Origin of the sequence: Cupriavidus oxalaticus (assembly GCF_004768545.1) — a bacterium.
In the GTDB taxonomy this organism is placed as follows: Bacteria; Pseudomonadota; Gammaproteobacteria; order Burkholderiales; family Burkholderiaceae; genus Cupriavidus; species Cupriavidus oxalaticus_A.
In genome coordinates, this window is the sequence record NZ_CP038637.1 from 100,491 (window position 1) to 117,547 (window position 17,057).

The 17,057-nt window shown below is 59.3% G+C and carries 15 protein-coding genes; all 15 read right to left on the bottom strand.

Annotated elements, in window-relative coordinates:
- Positions 1-589: 589 nt before the first annotated feature.
- The gene (locus E0W60_RS34070) at positions 590-2,860 is read right to left on the bottom strand and encodes a DotA/TraY family protein (protein WP_240746126.1); all 2,271 of its coding nucleotides are present in this window, start codon (positions 2,858-2,860) and stop codon (positions 590-592) included.
- A 4-nt stretch (positions 2,861-2,864) separates the two neighbouring features.
- On the bottom strand, positions 2,865-3,362 hold the full coding sequence (locus E0W60_RS34075; protein WP_135707248.1) for a hypothetical protein: 498 nt from the start codon (positions 3,360-3,362) through the stop codon (positions 2,865-2,867).
- Positions 3,359-6,427 carry a hypothetical protein gene (locus tag E0W60_RS34080; RefSeq protein WP_135707249.1) on the bottom strand — a complete coding sequence of 1,023 codons (3,069 nt, stop codon included), beginning with the start codon at positions 6,425-6,427 and terminating at the stop codon, positions 3,359-3,361. Before E0W60_RS34080 ends, E0W60_RS34075 begins: the two co-directional genes overlap by 4 nt.
- Positions 6,424-6,681 (bottom strand): hypothetical protein, encoded by a 258-nt coding sequence (locus E0W60_RS34085; RefSeq protein WP_135707250.1) that lies wholly within the window; start codon positions 6,679-6,681, stop codon positions 6,424-6,426. The genes E0W60_RS34080 and E0W60_RS34085 overlap by 4 nt, the downstream gene beginning before the upstream one ends.
- Positions 6,662-7,945, bottom strand: a complete 1,284-nt coding sequence (locus E0W60_RS34090) for a hypothetical protein (protein ID WP_135707251.1) — start codon at positions 7,943-7,945, stop codon at positions 6,662-6,664. The genes E0W60_RS34085 and E0W60_RS34090 overlap by 20 nt, the downstream gene beginning before the upstream one ends.
- Positions 7,920-8,696: an HNH endonuclease gene (locus E0W60_RS34095; protein ID WP_135707252.1), complete on the bottom strand. Its 777-nt coding sequence runs from the start codon at positions 8,694-8,696 to the stop codon at positions 7,920-7,922. Before E0W60_RS34095 ends, E0W60_RS34090 begins: the two co-directional genes overlap by 26 nt.
- A gap of 12 nt (positions 8,697-8,708) precedes the next feature.
- Positions 8,709-9,260 carry a hypothetical protein gene (locus E0W60_RS34100; protein WP_135707253.1) on the bottom strand — a complete coding sequence of 184 codons (552 nt, stop codon included), beginning with the start codon at positions 9,258-9,260 and terminating at the stop codon, positions 8,709-8,711.
- A gap of 25 nt (positions 9,261-9,285) precedes the next feature.
- Positions 9,286-9,816: a conjugal transfer protein TraQ gene (gene traQ, locus E0W60_RS34105; protein WP_116298368.1), complete on the bottom strand. Its 531-nt coding sequence runs from the start codon at positions 9,814-9,816 to the stop codon at positions 9,286-9,288.
- The gene (locus tag E0W60_RS34110; protein ID WP_135707254.1) at positions 9,816-10,739 is read right to left on the bottom strand and encodes a hypothetical protein; all 924 of its coding nucleotides are present in this window, start codon (positions 10,737-10,739) and stop codon (positions 9,816-9,818) included. Before E0W60_RS34110 ends, traQ begins: the two co-directional genes overlap by 1 nt.
- 55 nt (positions 10,740-10,794) lie before the next feature.
- Complete coding sequence (locus E0W60_RS34115) at positions 10,795-11,967, bottom strand: DotG/IcmE/VirB10 family protein (RefSeq protein ID WP_167884685.1); 1,173 nt, start codon at positions 11,965-11,967, stop codon at positions 10,795-10,797.
- Positions 11,968-11,969: 2 nt separating this feature from the next.
- Positions 11,970-12,923 carry a DotH/IcmK family type IV secretion protein gene (locus E0W60_RS34120; RefSeq protein ID WP_135707256.1) on the bottom strand — a complete coding sequence of 318 codons (954 nt, stop codon included), beginning with the start codon at positions 12,921-12,923 and terminating at the stop codon, positions 11,970-11,972.
- A gap of 2 nt (positions 12,924-12,925) precedes the next feature.
- Positions 12,926-13,192: a hypothetical protein gene (locus tag E0W60_RS34125; RefSeq protein WP_135707257.1), complete on the bottom strand. Its 267-nt coding sequence runs from the start codon at positions 13,190-13,192 to the stop codon at positions 12,926-12,928.
- Between the two features lie 8 nt (positions 13,193-13,200).
- Positions 13,201-13,824 (bottom strand): DotI/IcmL/TraM family protein, encoded by a 624-nt coding sequence (locus E0W60_RS34130; RefSeq protein ID WP_167884686.1) that lies wholly within the window; start codon positions 13,822-13,824, stop codon positions 13,201-13,203.
- Between the two features lie 62 nt (positions 13,825-13,886).
- Positions 13,887-14,237 (bottom strand): helix-turn-helix domain-containing protein, encoded by a 351-nt coding sequence (locus E0W60_RS34135; RefSeq protein WP_116298363.1) that lies wholly within the window; start codon positions 14,235-14,237, stop codon positions 13,887-13,889.
- 641 nt (positions 14,238-14,878) lie between these two features.
- Entirely contained in the window at positions 14,879-15,805 is a 927-nt protein-coding gene (locus tag E0W60_RS34140; protein ID WP_135707259.1) for a site-specific integrase, read from the bottom strand.
- Between the last annotated feature and the right edge of the window lie 1,252 nt (positions 15,806-17,057).

Genomic DNA, 17,057 nt, shown 5'->3' on the forward strand with positions numbered 1-17,057 from the left:
CGCCTAACCGCTTCGCGGTTCCCCGTGGAGAAGCACAGGACAACCCTCCGGGTTGCCCTGCCCTTCCCCACAGGTCGGCGGCTGCCCACAGGTTCCCCGGGCGCGATCATCAAGGTTGATATATGGCTCTAAATGACCACTGCGGTTTGCACGAAGGAGCGTGCAGCATCCAGAAGGGCCTAGGCGAGCTGAGAAATTCGGCTTGCGAGGTGCGCTGTGAGACCTTTATAGTTTCGATGTGGAGGAAAAATTGGGAGAGTCGTGATGCTAGATTCGTTGAACCTTAACCTGGCGCGTGCACAAGGCCGGCGCGCAGATGATTGGGCAGCGTATGCGCGCGAACTCGAAGCGCAGCTCCGAGAGGCTGAGGCGAACTTGCGGGGAGTCCGTGCGGTGCGGGACGCAGCGCTGGCCGAACTCAGCAAGGTAGACCCGAAGAACTACATGCTTGTCCAGGCAAATCGACAGGCTATCGGTCAAGCGGCCTACGATGACGAAATGCGTCGACGTAGAGCCTCGTAGTAGCGCCCACTAACAAAGGGAAAAGCCCGCTGATTTGCGGGCTTTTTGGTTTTTGGCGGCGGAAGCCTCATTCCACAAAGCCTTTCGGCTTTGTGGCGACAGGAGGCTTCTTTTGACTCTTCGGATCGTCCCCCAGATTCTTCGCTCCGTTGAAGGCTGATTGCTGTACTGCCCCCTTGCCAGTTGCGATGCCGCCCAGGAATACCTGCTTCGCGCGATCTTCGGTATCGCGGCCCAGTTGCCCGGACATATGCCCACCAATCCACGCGAAGACCTGATCGGGCACAACGTGGATCAGGTTGAAGCAGCCGTGAATCAGTGTCAGACAGAGGGAAATGTAGATCGCGATAAAGCCAATGATGCTCACGAGGCCTGTGATGCTGTCGAACTGAGCGTTTGCCATGGCAACACCAAACATCGTGTTTAGCAGTGTTCCAAGCACGATAACGCCCGCACCGCCGAGGGCGAATCCGATCATCATCAACGCAGGTCGAAAGAGAACATTCAAGAGGAAGATATAGCCATGCGTTGACCGCTGGCCCACACCTTCACCATCTCCGTCAAGGTGCGTAATACCCCAGAGCGGCGACGCGATCAACGCTTCCCCGACCACTGCATACCAAGACGTAACCCCTCCAAACCAGACGATGAATGGCACCATCGGAATATAGATCGACAACATGGCGCCAAAGAAGAAGAGCGAGACAAGGGCTATGATGATGAACGGCCCAAGGGCCTCCAGGACACCCATCGCAGCCTTCTTGACCGCGCCTGCATATCCAAACGTGACGACATCCAGTACGCCCGTCAAAGCCTTCCCAACTGGAGAGTCGGAGGCTGCCATGCCGCCCTTGACGGCTGTGTACATTCCCAGTGCGCTCCATCCCCCGATCAGGATGTAGTCGCCAAGGTTCTTCATCCCGATCATCGGGTTCGTGGTCCCGCCCCCGCCGTTGTTCCCGTTCAGATTGATGGCGGCCTTGACCCACTCTTGCCCACTGAAGATGCTGGCGACAAAGCCTTTTGCATCCGTGGATTCCGTCTTCAATGCGGCGACAGCATTCGCAGTGCTGGATGCGTTCGACCCGTCCATCGCACGCTGCTGCTGGTATGCGCTCAAAACCTTGCGGTATAGCTGGGGGTATGCCAAGTTATTCGGGTCGGTGCCGGCCACGCCCGAGGCTGTGGCGTTTGCCAGTGCCGTGGCTTGTGCGTTGGCCTGCGCGAACGTCTGATACCACGCCCCGGTCATAATCCAGCCGTCGCGCTTGAGATTCTGCTCAATCTTGCTGGTGAGGGAATCGATAGATCCACGGGATCCGGCGATGGCCTGGCGAATCGTGTTCTCATACGCTTGTGCTGACGAGGCCAGTGCCGCGCTTACGTCGGGCGGAGAGCTACCACTGTTCACAGCATTCACGTACTGCTGGGCGAGTCCGCTGAGGGTGGATTGCATGGCAGCCAGTCCCGCCTCGTGCGCCGTCTGCATAGGGCTAAATAGTGTCGAGGTATCGAGCCCATAGCCCGCGATACTCTCTGCCCCGGCTGTCATGGATACGGGCTGCGGAAGCTCAAGCTTAGCTCCACCGCAAGACTGACCTCGCCCATTCACGATGTTGATGCTCTTGCTGGAGAGAGAGGGCGAGAATCGTTCCGCCGCATCGGCGCTTACTCCACCCTCTGCTGGCATCTGCGCTATAGCGGTGTTCACTGACTCGCCGCAGAGGTTCGCTTCGAATAGAGACTGGGCCAGGGTATTGACAGCTGGAGCGGCTGGCGTCGCGACCATGGAACCGCCCGACTTGAGCACGGCGATGGTCGCGTCCTGAGTGAGGTTGGCAACGCCGACACCCATCATCGTGCCCCAGAGCATGACAACCTGCGCGCCGCAGTAGCCGCCGAAGATGGGGACCAGAGAGCAGAAGCCAATCACCATGCGGATCATGAACCACGGTGACGACTTCTTCTGCCCAAGAAATTCACCATCCTGGCCGGTGGCGATCATGCTGGATGCGAAATGGTAGATCGCCCAGATCACGCCCACCGCAAGGATGCAGGAAGTGATGACAAGGAAGATGCTCGCCAGCATACCGCCACCCGCTCCGCCAGAAGCTGAGAGCGGGTTTCGGACAATGCTGCCGAACACCAGCTCGAGGAGCGCCATGGACTTGTCGCCGGATCGATTGGCCGCATTCTGGATCTCCCCTACCGACGTCTGCGCAAACGACGCCGAACTGGCCAGAGCAACAGCGAGAGTGCAGGCTGAGCGGATCAGTGCACGCGGGAAAAGGCTCATTGTCTTGCCTCGTTCTGTATGAATGCATGGATACATAAACATACGCCTAGTCAAACAACTGTGGATCGAAGATCTTCCGCAAGGAGCCATCGGTGCGCAGAAAGTCGCGAACACCGCCGAGCGGCTCATCGGGAGAGGTCTGGCCCCTACCGATCTGCCAAGCTCTGTGGGCGTATCGCGTCGCCAGGATTGCGCAGAGCATCGTGAAAAGCAGGCCGGTCAGGGCCCCGAACAGATTCCCGGGCACCAGACTGGCAAGCGCATACACCAGCGCCAGGAAGCCGAACGCGAGTGCGATGCGCTTGTTTATCAGACAGGTACGTTGGATCTGTTCCAGAGGCACTGCATCCGCGGGGCGCGCTGCCATGGCCTCCCGGAAGGTTCGAATCCGAGGATTTCGACGCTGATGTGCAAGGTCGTCCTGCAGATCCTGAATCGTTTGCCAGCCGCTGCTGACCGTCCGCTTCATCGACGTCAGCGGTGAAAAAGGGTTCATGACCCGTCCAACTGTGCGCAGGACGCCCCGCTTCTTTCCTTCGCTCATGCTGCCATCCTTTCCGCTTGAATATCTGCCTGGTACTTCGCCATCAATTCGTTGGCGACGATGTCGATGACGCCATCCGATTCGCTTTCGCTCAACTCCTTCTGCCGCTGCTCCATATACGCTTCGGCAGTACCTGCTGGGAACTCCTTGGCGAGGATCTTCCGGGCCGTGGCGGGCATCATGTGCCGATACAGCCGTCGACGCAGCCCAGCATCCTTCGGTGTTGTGGAAAAGGCCCACAACTCAATCGCCCCCGGCGCGTTGTGCAACACCTGGGTGACAACGCCTGACTTGACCTGGTGCCAAACTAAGAATTTACCGGGGCCGTGCACATCCCGCTTCAAGCGCTCGATAGCTGAATCAGAAAGGCCGAACAATTCTTGCGCAGCTCTCTGCGTTTCGCTGGTACCGGCATTCATGATGTAGACGGAGAATGCGGATTCCGTGATGGACTCACCATCGGTGTTGAAGTCGTTCATGAACTGGGATGCGAGCGACACGCGGATTCCCCACTTTCGACCCTCACGCCGATCCAGCGACAGCAACTTGCGGAAAGCCTTCTTGCCGCCAGTGCGATGCAACTCATCGACACAAAGCCCCTTCATCTGATCGCGGATCTCTTCGATGCGCTCCTGGTGATAGCGCTGATAGAGCGCCGGGCACAGCTTGAGAATCTCCTCTGAGAGGTAATACTGACGAGCCGCAATCTGCCGTGCGAATACGAACATGATGCCGGCGCGACGCTCGCCGTCCTCGCCGCCGCCGCGCGCCACTTCGTCCAGGTCCAGCGCCACAACACGCGAGTTCTCGTTGATCTCGAAGCGGCTGTGACTCGAAATGATGCGGAAGTCTCGCAGTGCAGTCGTCAGGACCTGCGCCATCTTGTCGATCAGCGTCAGCCCGGAAGCCGTGCGAGCCTGCGAATCTTCGCTAGGTGAGAAGATGGAACGAATTGGGGCGCTGCGCACAACGTCAATGAGGTCCGACAGAACTGGCACCGCAAATCGCTGCGCCAACCTGGCCTCACGCGGCTTGCCAGCGGCCATCAGCGCATCGGTGACTTCCCACCAGGTCGTCATGTCGTCTGATGCGAACTGGATGTCAGCAAGCGCCAGATCGACGGCCTCGTCTGTCATGGCGTCGTAGCGCTTCATGGATCCCGGCGAGGCATACAGTTTGTAAGCCTCATCGATCATCATCGCCGCCAGTTCCGGGGCGCTTTCAGGTGGATCCGTATGACCTGCCGGCGTCGCAAGCATGCTGATCAGCGCAATCTGAAACTCGCGCTCGAACTGGGTTGGATAGCGGCAACCGAGTTGGGTATCAAAAGGATTGATCGCGAATTCATCGGTATTGCGCAGACGCACGTAGATCGCCTCGTGCTTGCGGTCTTCAGGGAGTGCGCTTTGCAGAAGGTCGATGAGGCCCGCCGAACTCGGTCCCACGTCGATGATCGTGATCAGCGGGATGCGCTTCAGGCCCGGCGAGAGGATCGATCCTAGGTTGAGGGTGTTCAGCCAAACCGACTTCCCGGAGCCCATGATGGCCCAAATGAGATCGATCCAGGCGGTCTGCTTTGACGACGTCGGCTGGTAGGGGTAGAGCTTGCCATCCAGCGACCGGAGGGGAATCGAGCCACCTTCGAACCAAGGCGATGCGGGTCGCTGCCAAGGAAGCATTCGAACCACGTCGCTCAGAAGTGCAACCATCCGGGGCGCGATATTCTTCTCGCTGAACCCCGGCAGCGTTGATACCAGGCCCTGGATCGGATCTCCAGCGTCGGTGGTCACTTGTGTAATACCCCACCCCTCCAGCGCCTTCGCGATGGTCGATACCTGACGCTGGCAGTCGGCCTTACTGTTTGCCCATGTGGACGCGCAAATCTTCACGGTGACGGCATGCTCACCGTCTTCAATTGCCTCCTGCAGGGCATCGAACGAGCGCTTGATTGCCGCATTGGTCGAACTCAGGAAGGCCGTGATATCCACGATGGTCTTCTTCATGGCCATGGAGTCAATACCGCCAGGTTCAATGGTCCACTTCACGCGCCATGGGAGTTGATCGCCCATGCGGCGGAATAGCGTCATGAAGTCGCGCGGATCTTGAGGGCCCAGCTCCATAAAGCAATAGCCATGGTACTGGCCGTTGATGACGACAAACTCGCCATCGGTTTCGACTTTAGACTTGCACAGCTGCTGAGATAACTTCGGCAGCAACAGATTGGACGCATCATCCTTGCGCGACGAGGCCCGCGGCGTGTAGCGGTCACCTGGCAACGCTGCCTTCCAATCCAAACCAGTATTCCACCGATCAAAGGATCGGCGGATCTCGCGCAGCGCATGGTGAGTAGAGAGACGACCAACGTGCATCTTTGCCGAGCGGAGGTCCTCCTCGATGGCCTCGATGAGAGTCTCGTGCGTGTGGAGCAGCCCTTTGATCAATGCAGTTGGGGACTGCGCAAACTTCGCTGCGGGGACAGCGTGCTCCTTAATCCGCTGGCGGTGGTCAGCCATTTCACGCTTGAGTTCGTCCGATGACATGGACGACAGATGCGTATAGACGAGCAGCAGGCAGGATTCGTGCTGGCACAGAGCAGCAACGCGCGCGCATCGGTCGTCCAGCACATCACACAGACCGTCCAATCCTAGCCGCCTCGCCGTGGCATATGCAGGCTCCATCATCCCGTCGACATGGGCCCGCATAAGTGCGGGATCCCGCTCAAAGGAAATTTCGATGCTGTGACCTGGTCGCTGAAAGTAGGACGCTAGTGCGTCGTGAACCTTTTGGGTGATGGACTGGAACTCCGCCTCGCCGACCACGTCCATCGAGCCCGTCAGCTCGAATGCGGTAAGCATGGAGCATTCGCGCGTGAGAAGAATGTATGGCTTGACCCCTTCCGGGTTCTTCGCGCGCGCCGCAATAGTGCGTGGATCGTCTTCGTCCAGCCCGATGGCGGATTCGAGATGGCAGTACGACGGGAGATCTGCGCCAAGTCCGAAGCTGGCGAGCCACGCCAGGATCGATTCCACGCCTTCCACTACGTTTGTCGCAAGTGCCCTGCTCATTGTGCGTTCCTTCTCTTCATGAATTCAACTTTCAGTAGGGGGGCTGCTTGCGTCTCGCTCAGCACCTTGGCGACCACCGGATCTGCGCTCAGGGATTCATTCGCTGTCTTCACCGCGTGCATCACCCGCTGCAAGGGCGACATCGTGGCAAGTACGTCGAGGCTAAGAAAATCACCAGCCCGAATTGCCACCGCGCAGAGGATCTCGCTTAGGTCCTCGAGGTTGATGGAATGGTCATGCTGCTGCGGCTGCATGGACGTCTCCTGCATGAATGATCCGAGAGAAATTTGGCGCAACAAGCTGGTTCTCAATGGCGAATTCCAGCGCTTGAAACAACTCGGATCGCTGGATGCGCACCCGGACAGCACCAGTTCCGTAGCCCGTCACCACGAATCCCTTGTCGACGGCCTTCTTCGCCAGCGCGAAGCACAGTGCCCGGTCTGCTGCGCGCAACCAGACAGCACGAGAGGAAAGTGCCTTTCTTTTCGTGATCTTGTTGTACTCGTCGGTGGCAAGGCTCATCCAGTGGTTCTCCGCTAGGAGTCCTGCCGAGTACGACAACTCCAGCAATGGGTCGGATGTCAGCGCCACCGGCAACTGCATTCGCTCTGGCAGGGCAACGTATCGTGATGACCGAAACACCGATTTGATCTCAAGAGGCGCGAAGCGCGACAGCCACAGCAGCTCGGGATGAGAAACCCACTCTCGCAATACCATGCGGCTGCTGGCCTTCTGACCAAATGCTGCCAGGGCCGCATACTGTGAGTCGGCTCTCGACATGTCCACCAGCACTTCGGCCAGAACAGGGTGTTCGTGGCTTAGGCAGAAGGCGAGACGCTCCCGCTGGCCGCTCGGTAGTGCCACGCCGGGGATGTACTCCCATGCGTCTTCAGGGACCGGACAGGACATGACCCGTTTCGCATGGGCGAGACGGTTCATGCGAAGCGTGAGAAAGACCGAATCCGCGATGAAGTCTGCTTTGGAAGTGGCGGAGTCGGTCTGATAGGCCGCTTGCAGGCCCCGCTCAAGCGCGGGGTTGTTGAGATTTACATCGCGCGGAAACCGCGACTTGATGTTCTGATGGAGTTTCTCCGCGTTGGCGAGTTCGTTCGGCTTCCACTCGTAGCACTCCGCAAGCAGCTTGAACGTCCGCGCGGCGATGAGGCTTATCGTCGGCGCAACCTGGGCGGAGTTTGTCGTGCTCATGTCCAGGCCGAGATCCGCGCCGATCTGGGTGACATTGGTACGAAAGAAGTCGGAGCCCCGGAGGTTGTGAACATTGCGATGGCCTTGGACCATAAATTGGCTCCAAGCGCCATTGGTTATCCAGATGACGTTGTTTGCCAGATCGGAATGCTGACGAACGTGGGTGGCAGGCGATCCATTGACGGACGCATGCCCGGAAGTGCATTCGTTAGGGTTGTCGTACAGGAGGACGCCTACCTCAGGGATGACGATGTCATTGTCCGCTGCAGTGGATGCCGCCTCCACTCTATTGATTGCCGACTGCACGGTCATGGATGCGCTGCCAGGTGTTCGTGGGAAGCGACTTGTACAACTCGTCTATCCAACGACCGATGTACTCGACAAAGCGAGAAGGTCGATAGAGTAGACCGAGGCCGGCGAAAGCGCTTTCCCGCTTTTCCATCTCGTGATCCTTCAGTTCGAGCATTGCATTTGCAAAGTCGGACGGGTTCGCGCTGCCCCATACCTTGATGACCAGTTCCCCTCGGCTAGCTAGATGTTGAAGAAGTGTGGACGCTTCGCGCTTTTCCGCGTCTGTGCCGATCTCCAACACCACTGCAATCGTTCGCTGCAAGTGATTCAGCTCGGCCTGCGGCAGACCACCCGCGTCAATCATCAAACCATGCCGCTTCGAGCCCACCTGGCCGATGTGCTGGGTGCCATGACAGAGCGGGTCAGCGACAATCAGGTTCTCGCTTCGGTTATCAGCATGGTTGTCGTTCTTGTGGTGGATCTCCGTATGCTTGGAGCGGAAGCCGCAGAAGACGCACTGATAGTTGCCCTTCTGCAGGCGGGATTCTCGCTTTGCGCGGTACTCGGCGTCAGCGGCTTCCATGTTGTCGTCGTTCTTGCGCCAGAGATGGCGCTTGACGGAGAACACAATGGGCGCAAAGCGGCGCACTGCGAAGTTCGCGCCCAGCGACTCAGAGGGAGGCGACATCCCCTTTGTCGCCCTCTCCCACGAGATGCCTGTTGCAACGCCATCCACCGACTCGTCGCCCATGCCCTCGATGTTCTCTGTCATTAGCGGGGCTCCTTACAGGCCGCCAGGCATCCGGTTCATCTGGCCGGCGCTGCCACCGACAGACTCGGCGAGGGAGTTCGCCAGGTAGCCGAGCATCATGAGTGCCACGCCGCCAAGGCCATTGCCGTAGATGCTGGCGGTCTTGATGCTTTGGTCGCCGTTCGACTTCTTCTTGCCGTTCACCACGCTGGTAATCAGGCCGACCATGCCGCCACCGTAGGAGCCGTAGATCAGCAGGTCATAGACGTCGCCAAGTTGTGCCTTGATGGCGCGAGCCCACCCAGCAATTCCACCGGCGGCGTGCGCAACATCGGGCGAGAGCAACATCGTCAGCGTGAGCGAAGCGGCGGCGACTGCAGCCATGCTGCCTGCCTCGAACTGCAGCTTCTTGCCAGTCGAGGCGAGAACGTACAAGCAGATGGCGGTCGACAGGAGAAGCGTGCAAGCCAGAGTTGGATTGCGATACAGGAGCCCACCAAGAATGATGGCCACTGCGGTCCCATACTTCAATGCATGGGCATGCGTCTGCGCGGCGATGTGCGCCTTGTTAATCCAGTGTTGCATTTTGATCTCCATCGGGAGGATTGAGTTAAAAGGTCAAGCCAACGGTTTCTTTGAACGCATCCACGGTGCTGCCGATGTTGACCATCGCGGCTCCGCCGATGGCATGGATGAATCCTTTCCAGGCGTAGTCTTCGTATCCGCCGCTTCCGTGTCCCTCCGATGCTTTCTTGAACATGGTCAGTCCCTTAAATCCGTACCACCAGCCGAATGTGGAGACGATGGTGAAGATTGCGTTGATGGCCGGCGCAAAAACACCTGCAGCGCTTGCCCCCGAATAAGACACCATTCCGAAACCAGCACCACGCTCACCGGTCATGGTTTCCCATAGATCTCCCATGGTATTGGTGAGGTTGAGCAACACCGCACCGATAAGAAGCGTCGTGAAGATCGCTGCACCAGACGTTTCCGCGCCACCCGGTTGACTGGACGCTTTGATCCCTCGATTCACCGCCTTAGCGATGTACCAGAGGCCGACTGCATAGGCAGCGGCGGCGGCAAGCGATTGGAACTCGACAATCGTGGCGCCGAGCTGGGTGACGATAGTTGTCAGGTCCATCAGCGGATGACGCCAGCAGTCGTGCGAACGATGAACTTGTCGGCGTCGATCTCAACGATTTCACTTCCGCCGAGCTTGTCACCCTTGGCTTTCACATACTGCTTGCCCGTGTCGTCTTCGAGCCAGGCCTGTCCAGGAATGACTTGCTTGATCTTGTAGCCGAGTTGCACCTCCTCCTTCGAGTTCGTGCGAGAACGCGTCGCCTTTGTGCGGACCACGCCGGCAGCCTTCTCTCTCGCGCGGTCCTCGTCTGAGAGAGGCTTACTAGCGCGGGCAGGCTTCGAAGCGGTCTTGGCATCAACGCGGCGAGTCTCGAGTGCGGAAAGGCGCTTTCCCATGTCCTCAAGCTGCACTGTCTGCGCCTTTAGCTGCTGCAGGATGGCAGCATCTGCGTCGCTCATCTCCTTTCGGTCCGAATTTTTGAGGCCAGGCTTGCCGGTTGCGATCTCGGCTGCGTCATTGGTTGCGCTAGCCGCCAGTGACGCGACGAAAGGGACGCTCGCCGAAGCGGAATTCACCGACTCTGACGCGGACGCCGGCAGGCTGCTATTGCTCATCGCGGGATCTGCGCCACTAGGGGCGAAACCCTGCGCTGCCGTCTCTTGCTGCGCTTGACGGACCGGAGCAAATGAGCCCGGTGCGGGGCGTTCGGGATTCGCTGCAGCGCCCATCATGCCGCCGTCGTTCATAGGCGCGCTGGCAGCAAAGCCAGCCGGACTGGATGGCTTCGTCATCTTCTTGAAGCCCCAGAAGCCCAGCACAGCCACGGCTACCGCACCGTAGATCAGATAGTTTGTCGGCAGCTTGCGCTTCGGCTTCTCCGAAGTTGAAACGTCGGTGACGTCATCCTGCGAAATATCGTGTTGGGGGTCGTCGTGCTCGCTGGTTTCGAGGTGGGCGTCAAAGTGGTTGGTCTGGCTCATCGGGTGCCCCTAGTGCGTATCCATGCAATTATACGTAAGAATCGGGATGCGAATTCTACTCTTTCAGATAGGCATCGGCCTTGAACAGCACCATGATCGGCGTGCCCCGTTTGATCCGTCCTCGACGCGGCGGGATGGTCGCATTCTCCTGCTGGATCACTTGCTGCGTAGCTTGCAGGCCGGATGAAACCGCTGCGCCGCCAAGTTGCTTTCCGCTAGGATTCGGGTTCGTCGTCGTGGTCACGCCCCCTAGCGGTGTCTGTTGCACTATGGACCCTGCATTCTGGTAAACCGAACCTGCAGCTCCCAACGCGCCAAGAAGAGCCGGCACGCCAACTCGCTGCACGTACCGATGATCGATGTCTGCCGGCTGGGCCGTGCGCATCTCTTCCTCGTCCAGAGCCACTGCCGTGATGGAGATCATCTCGCCAGTCGGGACCTTCATCTTGGTGAAGTCAGTGACAACGACTTCGTTGGAGAGGCGCGCCGTGCCGTAGAACACGCTGCCAGCATATTTGCCGGTCTCGACGCGTGCGAGAACATCGGACGGTGCATCGGTATCGATGCTGTTTTGGTACACCGCAGGGATCTGATCCAAGCCACGAATATAGGGAACGGCCTGGCGCTTCGTGTTGGTATCGTCCGCTGCTATCGTCGTGTTTCCTCCCGCGGCGGCAGTCGCTGCAGCTGCGTTTGTGTTGCGTGCGTCACCGGCTTGCGCGGCAATGTTCAGGCTCTGCTGCGAAGACTCATCGCGTGTCCATAATGCTCGCAGCCCTTGCACTTGGTCGCCCAGACCTGTTGACGTCGGCTGTGCTTGTTGAGAATCAGCCGATGTTGTTGCCGCATAGGGTTGATTCGGGCGGGCCATATCGCGCGGCTGCGCCGGAGGGGTGGCCTGGGCACGCTTGGCAAGCTCGTCTTCAAGGTTTGTCGTCTTGCCACTGTTCTCCGATAGCGTAGGAATAAACGTACCGTCCGCATGTTCGGCCTGCTGGAAGCCTTTGTCATTAGCGCGATTGAGCGCCCGCGAGTAGTTCGGTGTCTCTTCGGTCTTCTTGCCGCCTTGCGTGTCAAGTGCCGGCACCTCAACCGTTGCGGCTTGGGAGGCGCGCCCTTGCATCGCCATGTATGCGACCCCTACCCCGACCACCGCTACACCTGTAACGACCGCCATGACTTTGGCATTCTTCTTGAATCCGGGATGCAGCTTCTTTCGTTCAGACATGGTCATTCCAAGTCGAAGTAGACGTTGCGCAGCGAGCCATTCTCACTGAGCGTGGCGACGGGGGTGGGAGCCATCTCGTACACACGCGTACCGTCCGCTGCAGCAATCGTTGCCTGGTAGGCTGGGTTGTTCAGAAATAGACTCGTGCGGAGGACCATGTTGCCTCCGACCATCCATGCGCGCGTTCCAGGCGGTGCGTTTTCCACGCGGATCGACTTCGCATTCGGCGTGTCGATGCCATCCAGTAAAGTCTGCAGATAGTTGGCAGGAAGGTTGATCGATGGCGTGCCGGCAATCGGATCAATGGCATTGGGCCCACGCCGGGGAATACGGAGATCCAGCCGATAGTCGGTTTCACGCTGACCAGCGACCATGCGGAGCATCACTGGGATCGAAAGACCTTTCAGGAAGATGGCGACGTTGCCTTCCACGTAGTCGCCCATGGCCGTGATCGTAATGGTGGGAACATCCTTGGCCGGCTGCTTCACTTCGAAAGAGCGCTTGGCGAGGTTGTTGACTTCCAAGATGTCCCACGGTGCCCCTGTGATATCGACCAGGGAAACTGCCGCGCCCTGGTTGCTCACGCGCACAATCGGCGGGGTCGAGCCAGGCGAAAGATCGACGGTGGTGGTCGAAATGACCGGCTTCGGCGGCACGCCCGGATAGGTCGCGGCGGCGCGTCGGGCGCTGTCTACACGTTTGCGCAGGTCCAAGATCTCGTTGTTCGACAGTGGCGAGACCGTGTCTACGGCGCTATTGAAGTTGGCCGAGCCAACCGGAGGCGCTTTGAGAGGCGGGAGCGCGCGCGGCGCGTTAGCATCGTCCGCTCCTGCGGCGGGCGACGGCGTTCCGGGCCTGTTCGACTCACCGGGACTGCCTTGCGCGGCGGCGTGGCCACAGGCAGTCGTAATCGACAAGATCAACAGTGCGTAGAGCCGCGGGATCGAAAGGCGCATGGCTAGAATGGCACTCCAGTTACGGCGGCAACCATGCAGCGGGTGTCGATGATGCCTTGCAGCCAATCATGGCACCGCCGCGACGGTGCGCTCTGCTGCAACTCGGTCAGGGTATCCCGTGATGCCGCGAAGACGTCGATGAGGTCGAGCTGGGTTGCCCAGTCGGTTTGCATTGCTGTGCTGAGAGGATGACCGTGTTCCCCGCAGGCGGCGTGCTGAACGATGTCCAGCGACGTCGGCAAGGAGAATTCTTCTGCTTCTTGTGGCATGACTTCACCTAGTTGATTTTTGTGTTGCAAGTAAGCCGCAGGGACTGGGTAGCAATGCCTGCCGGGTTGTCTTCGACCGGCAGACGCTTGACCGTTTGCTTGACCAGGCATTCGTAGGTCTTGCGCTCGCTCTGGCCGGTGATGGTGATGGCGATGGGCATCTCGGTTTCCCATGTGTACACGCCGTCCCGCTCATACTCGTTTGCGATCACCCCCGCACCAGTGGCTACGGCTGACGTCACCAACCGGCGCGAGCGGATCTTCTCGATGAGGCCCGACGTGTCGTACTGCTCCATCAGGGAGGCGTATCCGTCGCGGGTGAACTGTGGCCGCAGCGCAACCAACTTCGCTTTGAGATTGGTGTCATCGAAGTCGAGTGAGAAGGCCCCGGTCGCAGTCTTCTGTACCTTCTGCAAGACCGCTTCGCTACTGACGAACGGCTTCGACAGCGGGACGATTTGGATCAGACGGCCCCCTTCTGTCATGCCGACGAGGACCGGCGCGGGCCGCGTCACGAACTGCGTAATGTTCAGGGCCACTGATCCGACCAAGGCGAAACCGATGACGAGGTTGTTTCGGAGCTGACGACTGAACCCTGACTTGTAGAAGCCGGACGTGGCCAGCATCTTCATGATGGGGTCCGTGTTCATGGCCGGACGCGCGCCGGCTGGAGACTTTTGAGCTGGCGATGTCATTAGGCGGTGTCCTTCTCTGGCTGGCGAGCAGCAAATCGCTCCGGATACAGTAGGTGGATCTCGGACACGATCATGTACACGCCGCCCATGCGGTCGAGAAGCTCTTTGCAGGCGGCTAGTAGCTTCGTCTTCTGTTCCGAGGGTGCCCCGTCTTTATCGCGGCCACACGTTCCAGAGTTGAGAATGCGCGCCAGACTCGCCGCGACTTCCGGCGTCGGCACGCCGCCTTGCTCCAGGCGGGTGAAGTACGAACGGGAAATCCCAGCGGCTTCACAGAGCTTGTCTGGGCTGAGGTTGCGCGCCACGCGGATGGCCTTCAGAGCCGTCAGCGGTCTATCAGATGCGGACATTGGGACGTTGCTTAATTATGTATCGTGTCAATGGTACGAAATTAAACCGCGCTCAGATTTTGACTGTCAAGAACATTCACTGAGGGGAAACAAATCTTCGGCTCGGCCATTTTGTGCGCTTGTTAATACATTTCCCCTACTTATCGGGGGGAAATGTTGCCTCCTCGCCTCTTGTGTGTGCGTAGAAGGCGCTATGGCAACGGTCGATTTGTGATGTAAACGTTGCTTTAATCTGACTTATCTGTTTTCTTAAACGGCGGATATGACAACTTTATGGATACCCCACTAGGGGGGGATGCACCTTCGATGTTGCCATGGCGCAAATTGCGAGTGTGTCTGCCCGCGGCTTACGGTTCGCAAACCGGGATCTTGGTTGGCCAGGTCGAGCATGGCCATGTGAGCGCGTGCATTCAGGCACGGCGTCGGCAGCACGTCACACCGTGGGTGATCGTGGCTCGCCGATAATTATCGGCATTGCATTTTGCTACACAAAACCGGCTGGTGCGGAAGGGGATGGAAATTAGTCCCTTTGAAATCAGTGACTTGCAGTCAACCTGCGGCCTCGAAGGAAAAGCCCGTTGGGCGACCTCCCATGCGTTGGTGGTGTGAGGCGTCTGATTACCGGTCCGTAAGGAACAGGGCTATGCGCCCTCTGGCTTCGGGGTGGGTGCAGGCTTTGTCTGGTCGCGGTACTTGGGCCAAGCGGAGCGCTTCGGCGCGTAGTGCGTCCGGGCTGTCCTCGTAGACGCGTGCCCCAGCAGGCGGGCGACTTCTTGATGATTGTGCACGGCCTTGACGTTTGCACTGAACTGGTGACGAGCTGAATAGAGCGCGTAGCGCTTGGTCGGGTCATTCCCCCAGAGGGCTTTACACGCTCGGTTGACTGCCACTGCGCAGTTTTCGTGGATTTCCGTGAAGGACTTTCCTGCAGCAAGCATCTCGCGGACGGAGGCGATGTGCGCTCGGACGACCCCCATATCTTCGGCTGCGACAGGGACAGAGCGCGTCGGGCCGGTTCCTCTTCCATTTGTGGCCTTGGCGTTACGCGCATGCAGCAGGCCGGTGGTTTCGTCCAGTTCGGCGTACTCCCACTCGCGTGGGCGCAAGCCAGTCGCGACCGCGGCCATGAGCCATAAGCTTGCGCGCTTGGCGTAACGACCGTTCCGGGTAGGGTTCGAGAGGTTGGCGACAAGTAAATCGTAGTCAGCCTTCCGGATACCCTTGCGCTTGCGCGACGAAGTCTGGCCGACTGCATTCGGCGGCACGCAGTCACCGTAAGGTAGGGTCCGGATCTCTTCAGCAGTCTGCGTGAAGAGAGCGTTGCCGGTCCTTTCGGCTTCGATCTCATAGCGACAGGCCAAACTGGCCTGGTACTGCCGGAATGTCGACCACTTCCATTGGGAGGCGTTCCGCTTCATGAAGGCGACGACAGCCTCAGGCGGCGGATAGGCGTCATCAGGGAGCGCCATCTCTTTCGCCAAGCGGCTCATCAAGCCGTTTGCGCGCCGGAGGTAGCTCTCGATCGTTGCCGACGTCCGGGATTGCTCGCGTGCTCTGTTCGGATTCATGTGCGTCGCGTTTCAATGGTTGCGGTTGGTTCCGTGGTCGGCTGACTTGAGCCTCACCCGCCCTGCTTTCTCTCAACGGCGTACCCGCCTTGTTGGCCTCGACCGTGCGCGGCTACCGCGGTGGCGGTCACTCACCAGATTGGATTCGATCCTGGCGGTTGCTGCCATGCTGCTTTCGCCCTCGGTCGGACCCTGCTTCCTCGAGCTGGCCAGCCTGACGCTGGCTCGGCGCGGCTTTGGCGGTTTCATATCCCGCGCCTTCCGCTCTCGGCTGATTCCTCCCACGTGGTTCCGGCCTGGCGGTGTCGTCTCGCTCGATTCCTTACCTGCGCGGCCATGCTGTTCGCCTTCAGACCCTGCCGGTGTCGTCCCGGAGGGGTGCTGGCCATGCGCGGCTGCTGTCGTGGCGATTGGTCACTGAGCTGTCGGTCACTTCCTGGTGGGTTGCTGTTCCTGCCGTTGCCTGCCGATGCGGGTTGCGATACTGGAAGATTCCGTTACTCGAATTGGTATCGGCGGCGGCTATGTTTGCACATAGCCGCGTTACACGAGCGGTCGCTACGTCGTGTAACAGGCGGTCGGTGGCGGAATCCTAGCAGATACCTTGTGCGGGCGGAATCGAATGTCGTGTTTTCGGCACAGGGGTGAGGTCGGACGAGTTGCAACCGGCTCTGGCGTGACCTGAACAAGGTGAGCGCCCTGCCGAGCGGGCCCAGGTTTGCTGGCGCGATGGCTAAAACGCTCGCGCTTCACTCGACATCATGAAGTCTGTCGTGCGGCTAATCCTAGCCCTACAGCTTTGCCAGTCGCTGTCCTCGGATGCTGTCCGCCCGCATCCCGATTGCCCACCTTCTGGCCGGAATACAACGCCGTCGTGTTGTCCCTGCGGCATCGGAACGAGGCGTCAACCGGGGTTCGTCAGACACAGGAAGGCGGGCCTCCGGGAAGACGCTCTAGTGTCGCGGCAATCGAGATGCCAATGTTGTCCGTTACCGAGCATATCAAATGCTCGGTAACGGACGCTGGCGCTAACACCTTATCAACGTAGCACGCTTATCCAGAGTGGAAATGCGGGCGGCACGCGGACTCTTTGCTTCGGGGCCCGCCACATTCGTCACCGGATGCAAGGATGTCTGTTACCGAGCTTTGTACCCAAGCGGGCCAATTGGACGCCGCAGCACCGCAGGTTCACTGCTCGATCACTACGGGCCACTGCATGTTCACTGCCTGCTCACTGCAAGTGCACTGCGCG

Excerpts from the sequence above, each read along its gene's own strand:
- E0W60_RS34070 (WP_240746126.1), bottom strand. The coding sequence starts at position 2,860 with ATGTTTATGTATCCATGCATTCATACAGAACGAGGCAAGACAATGAGC.
- E0W60_RS34075 (WP_135707248.1), bottom strand. The coding sequence starts at position 3,362 with ATGAGCGAAGGAAAGAAGCGGGGCGTCCTGCGCACAGTTGGACGGGTC.
- E0W60_RS34080 (WP_135707249.1), bottom strand. The coding sequence starts at position 6,427 with ATGAGCAGGGCACTTGCGACAAACGTAGTGGAAGGCGTGGAATCGATC.
- E0W60_RS34085 (WP_135707250.1), bottom strand. The coding sequence starts at position 6,681 with ATGCAGCCGCAGCAGCATGACCATTCCATCAACCTCGAGGACCTAAGC.
- E0W60_RS34090 (WP_135707251.1), bottom strand. The coding sequence starts at position 7,945 with ATGACCGTGCAGTCGGCAATCAATAGAGTGGAGGCGGCATCCACTGCA.
- E0W60_RS34095 (WP_135707252.1), bottom strand. The coding sequence starts at position 8,696 with ATGACAGAGAACATCGAGGGCATGGGCGACGAGTCGGTGGATGGCGTT.
- E0W60_RS34100 (WP_135707253.1), bottom strand. The coding sequence starts at position 9,260 with ATGCAACACTGGATTAACAAGGCGCACATCGCCGCGCAGACGCATGCC.
- traQ (WP_116298368.1), bottom strand. The coding sequence starts at position 9,816 with ATGGACCTGACAACTATCGTCACCCAGCTCGGCGCCACGATTGTCGAG.
- E0W60_RS34110 (WP_135707254.1), bottom strand. The coding sequence starts at position 10,739 with ATGAGCCAGACCAACCACTTTGACGCCCACCTCGAAACCAGCGAGCAC.
- E0W60_RS34115 (WP_167884685.1), bottom strand. The coding sequence starts at position 11,967 with ATGTCTGAACGAAAGAAGCTGCATCCCGGATTCAAGAAGAATGCCAAA.
- E0W60_RS34120 (WP_135707256.1), bottom strand. The coding sequence starts at position 12,923 with ATGCGCCTTTCGATCCCGCGGCTCTACGCACTGTTGATCTTGTCGATT.
- E0W60_RS34125 (WP_135707257.1), bottom strand. The coding sequence starts at position 13,192 with ATGCCACAAGAAGCAGAAGAATTCTCCTTGCCGACGTCGCTGGACATC.
- E0W60_RS34130 (WP_167884686.1), bottom strand. The coding sequence starts at position 13,824 with ATGAAGATGCTGGCCACGTCCGGCTTCTACAAGTCAGGGTTCAGTCGT.
- E0W60_RS34135 (WP_116298363.1), bottom strand. The coding sequence starts at position 14,237 with ATGTCCGCATCTGATAGACCGCTGACGGCTCTGAAGGCCATCCGCGTG.
- E0W60_RS34140 (WP_135707259.1), bottom strand. The coding sequence starts at position 15,805 with ATGAATCCGAACAGAGCACGCGAGCAATCCCGGACGTCGGCAACGATC.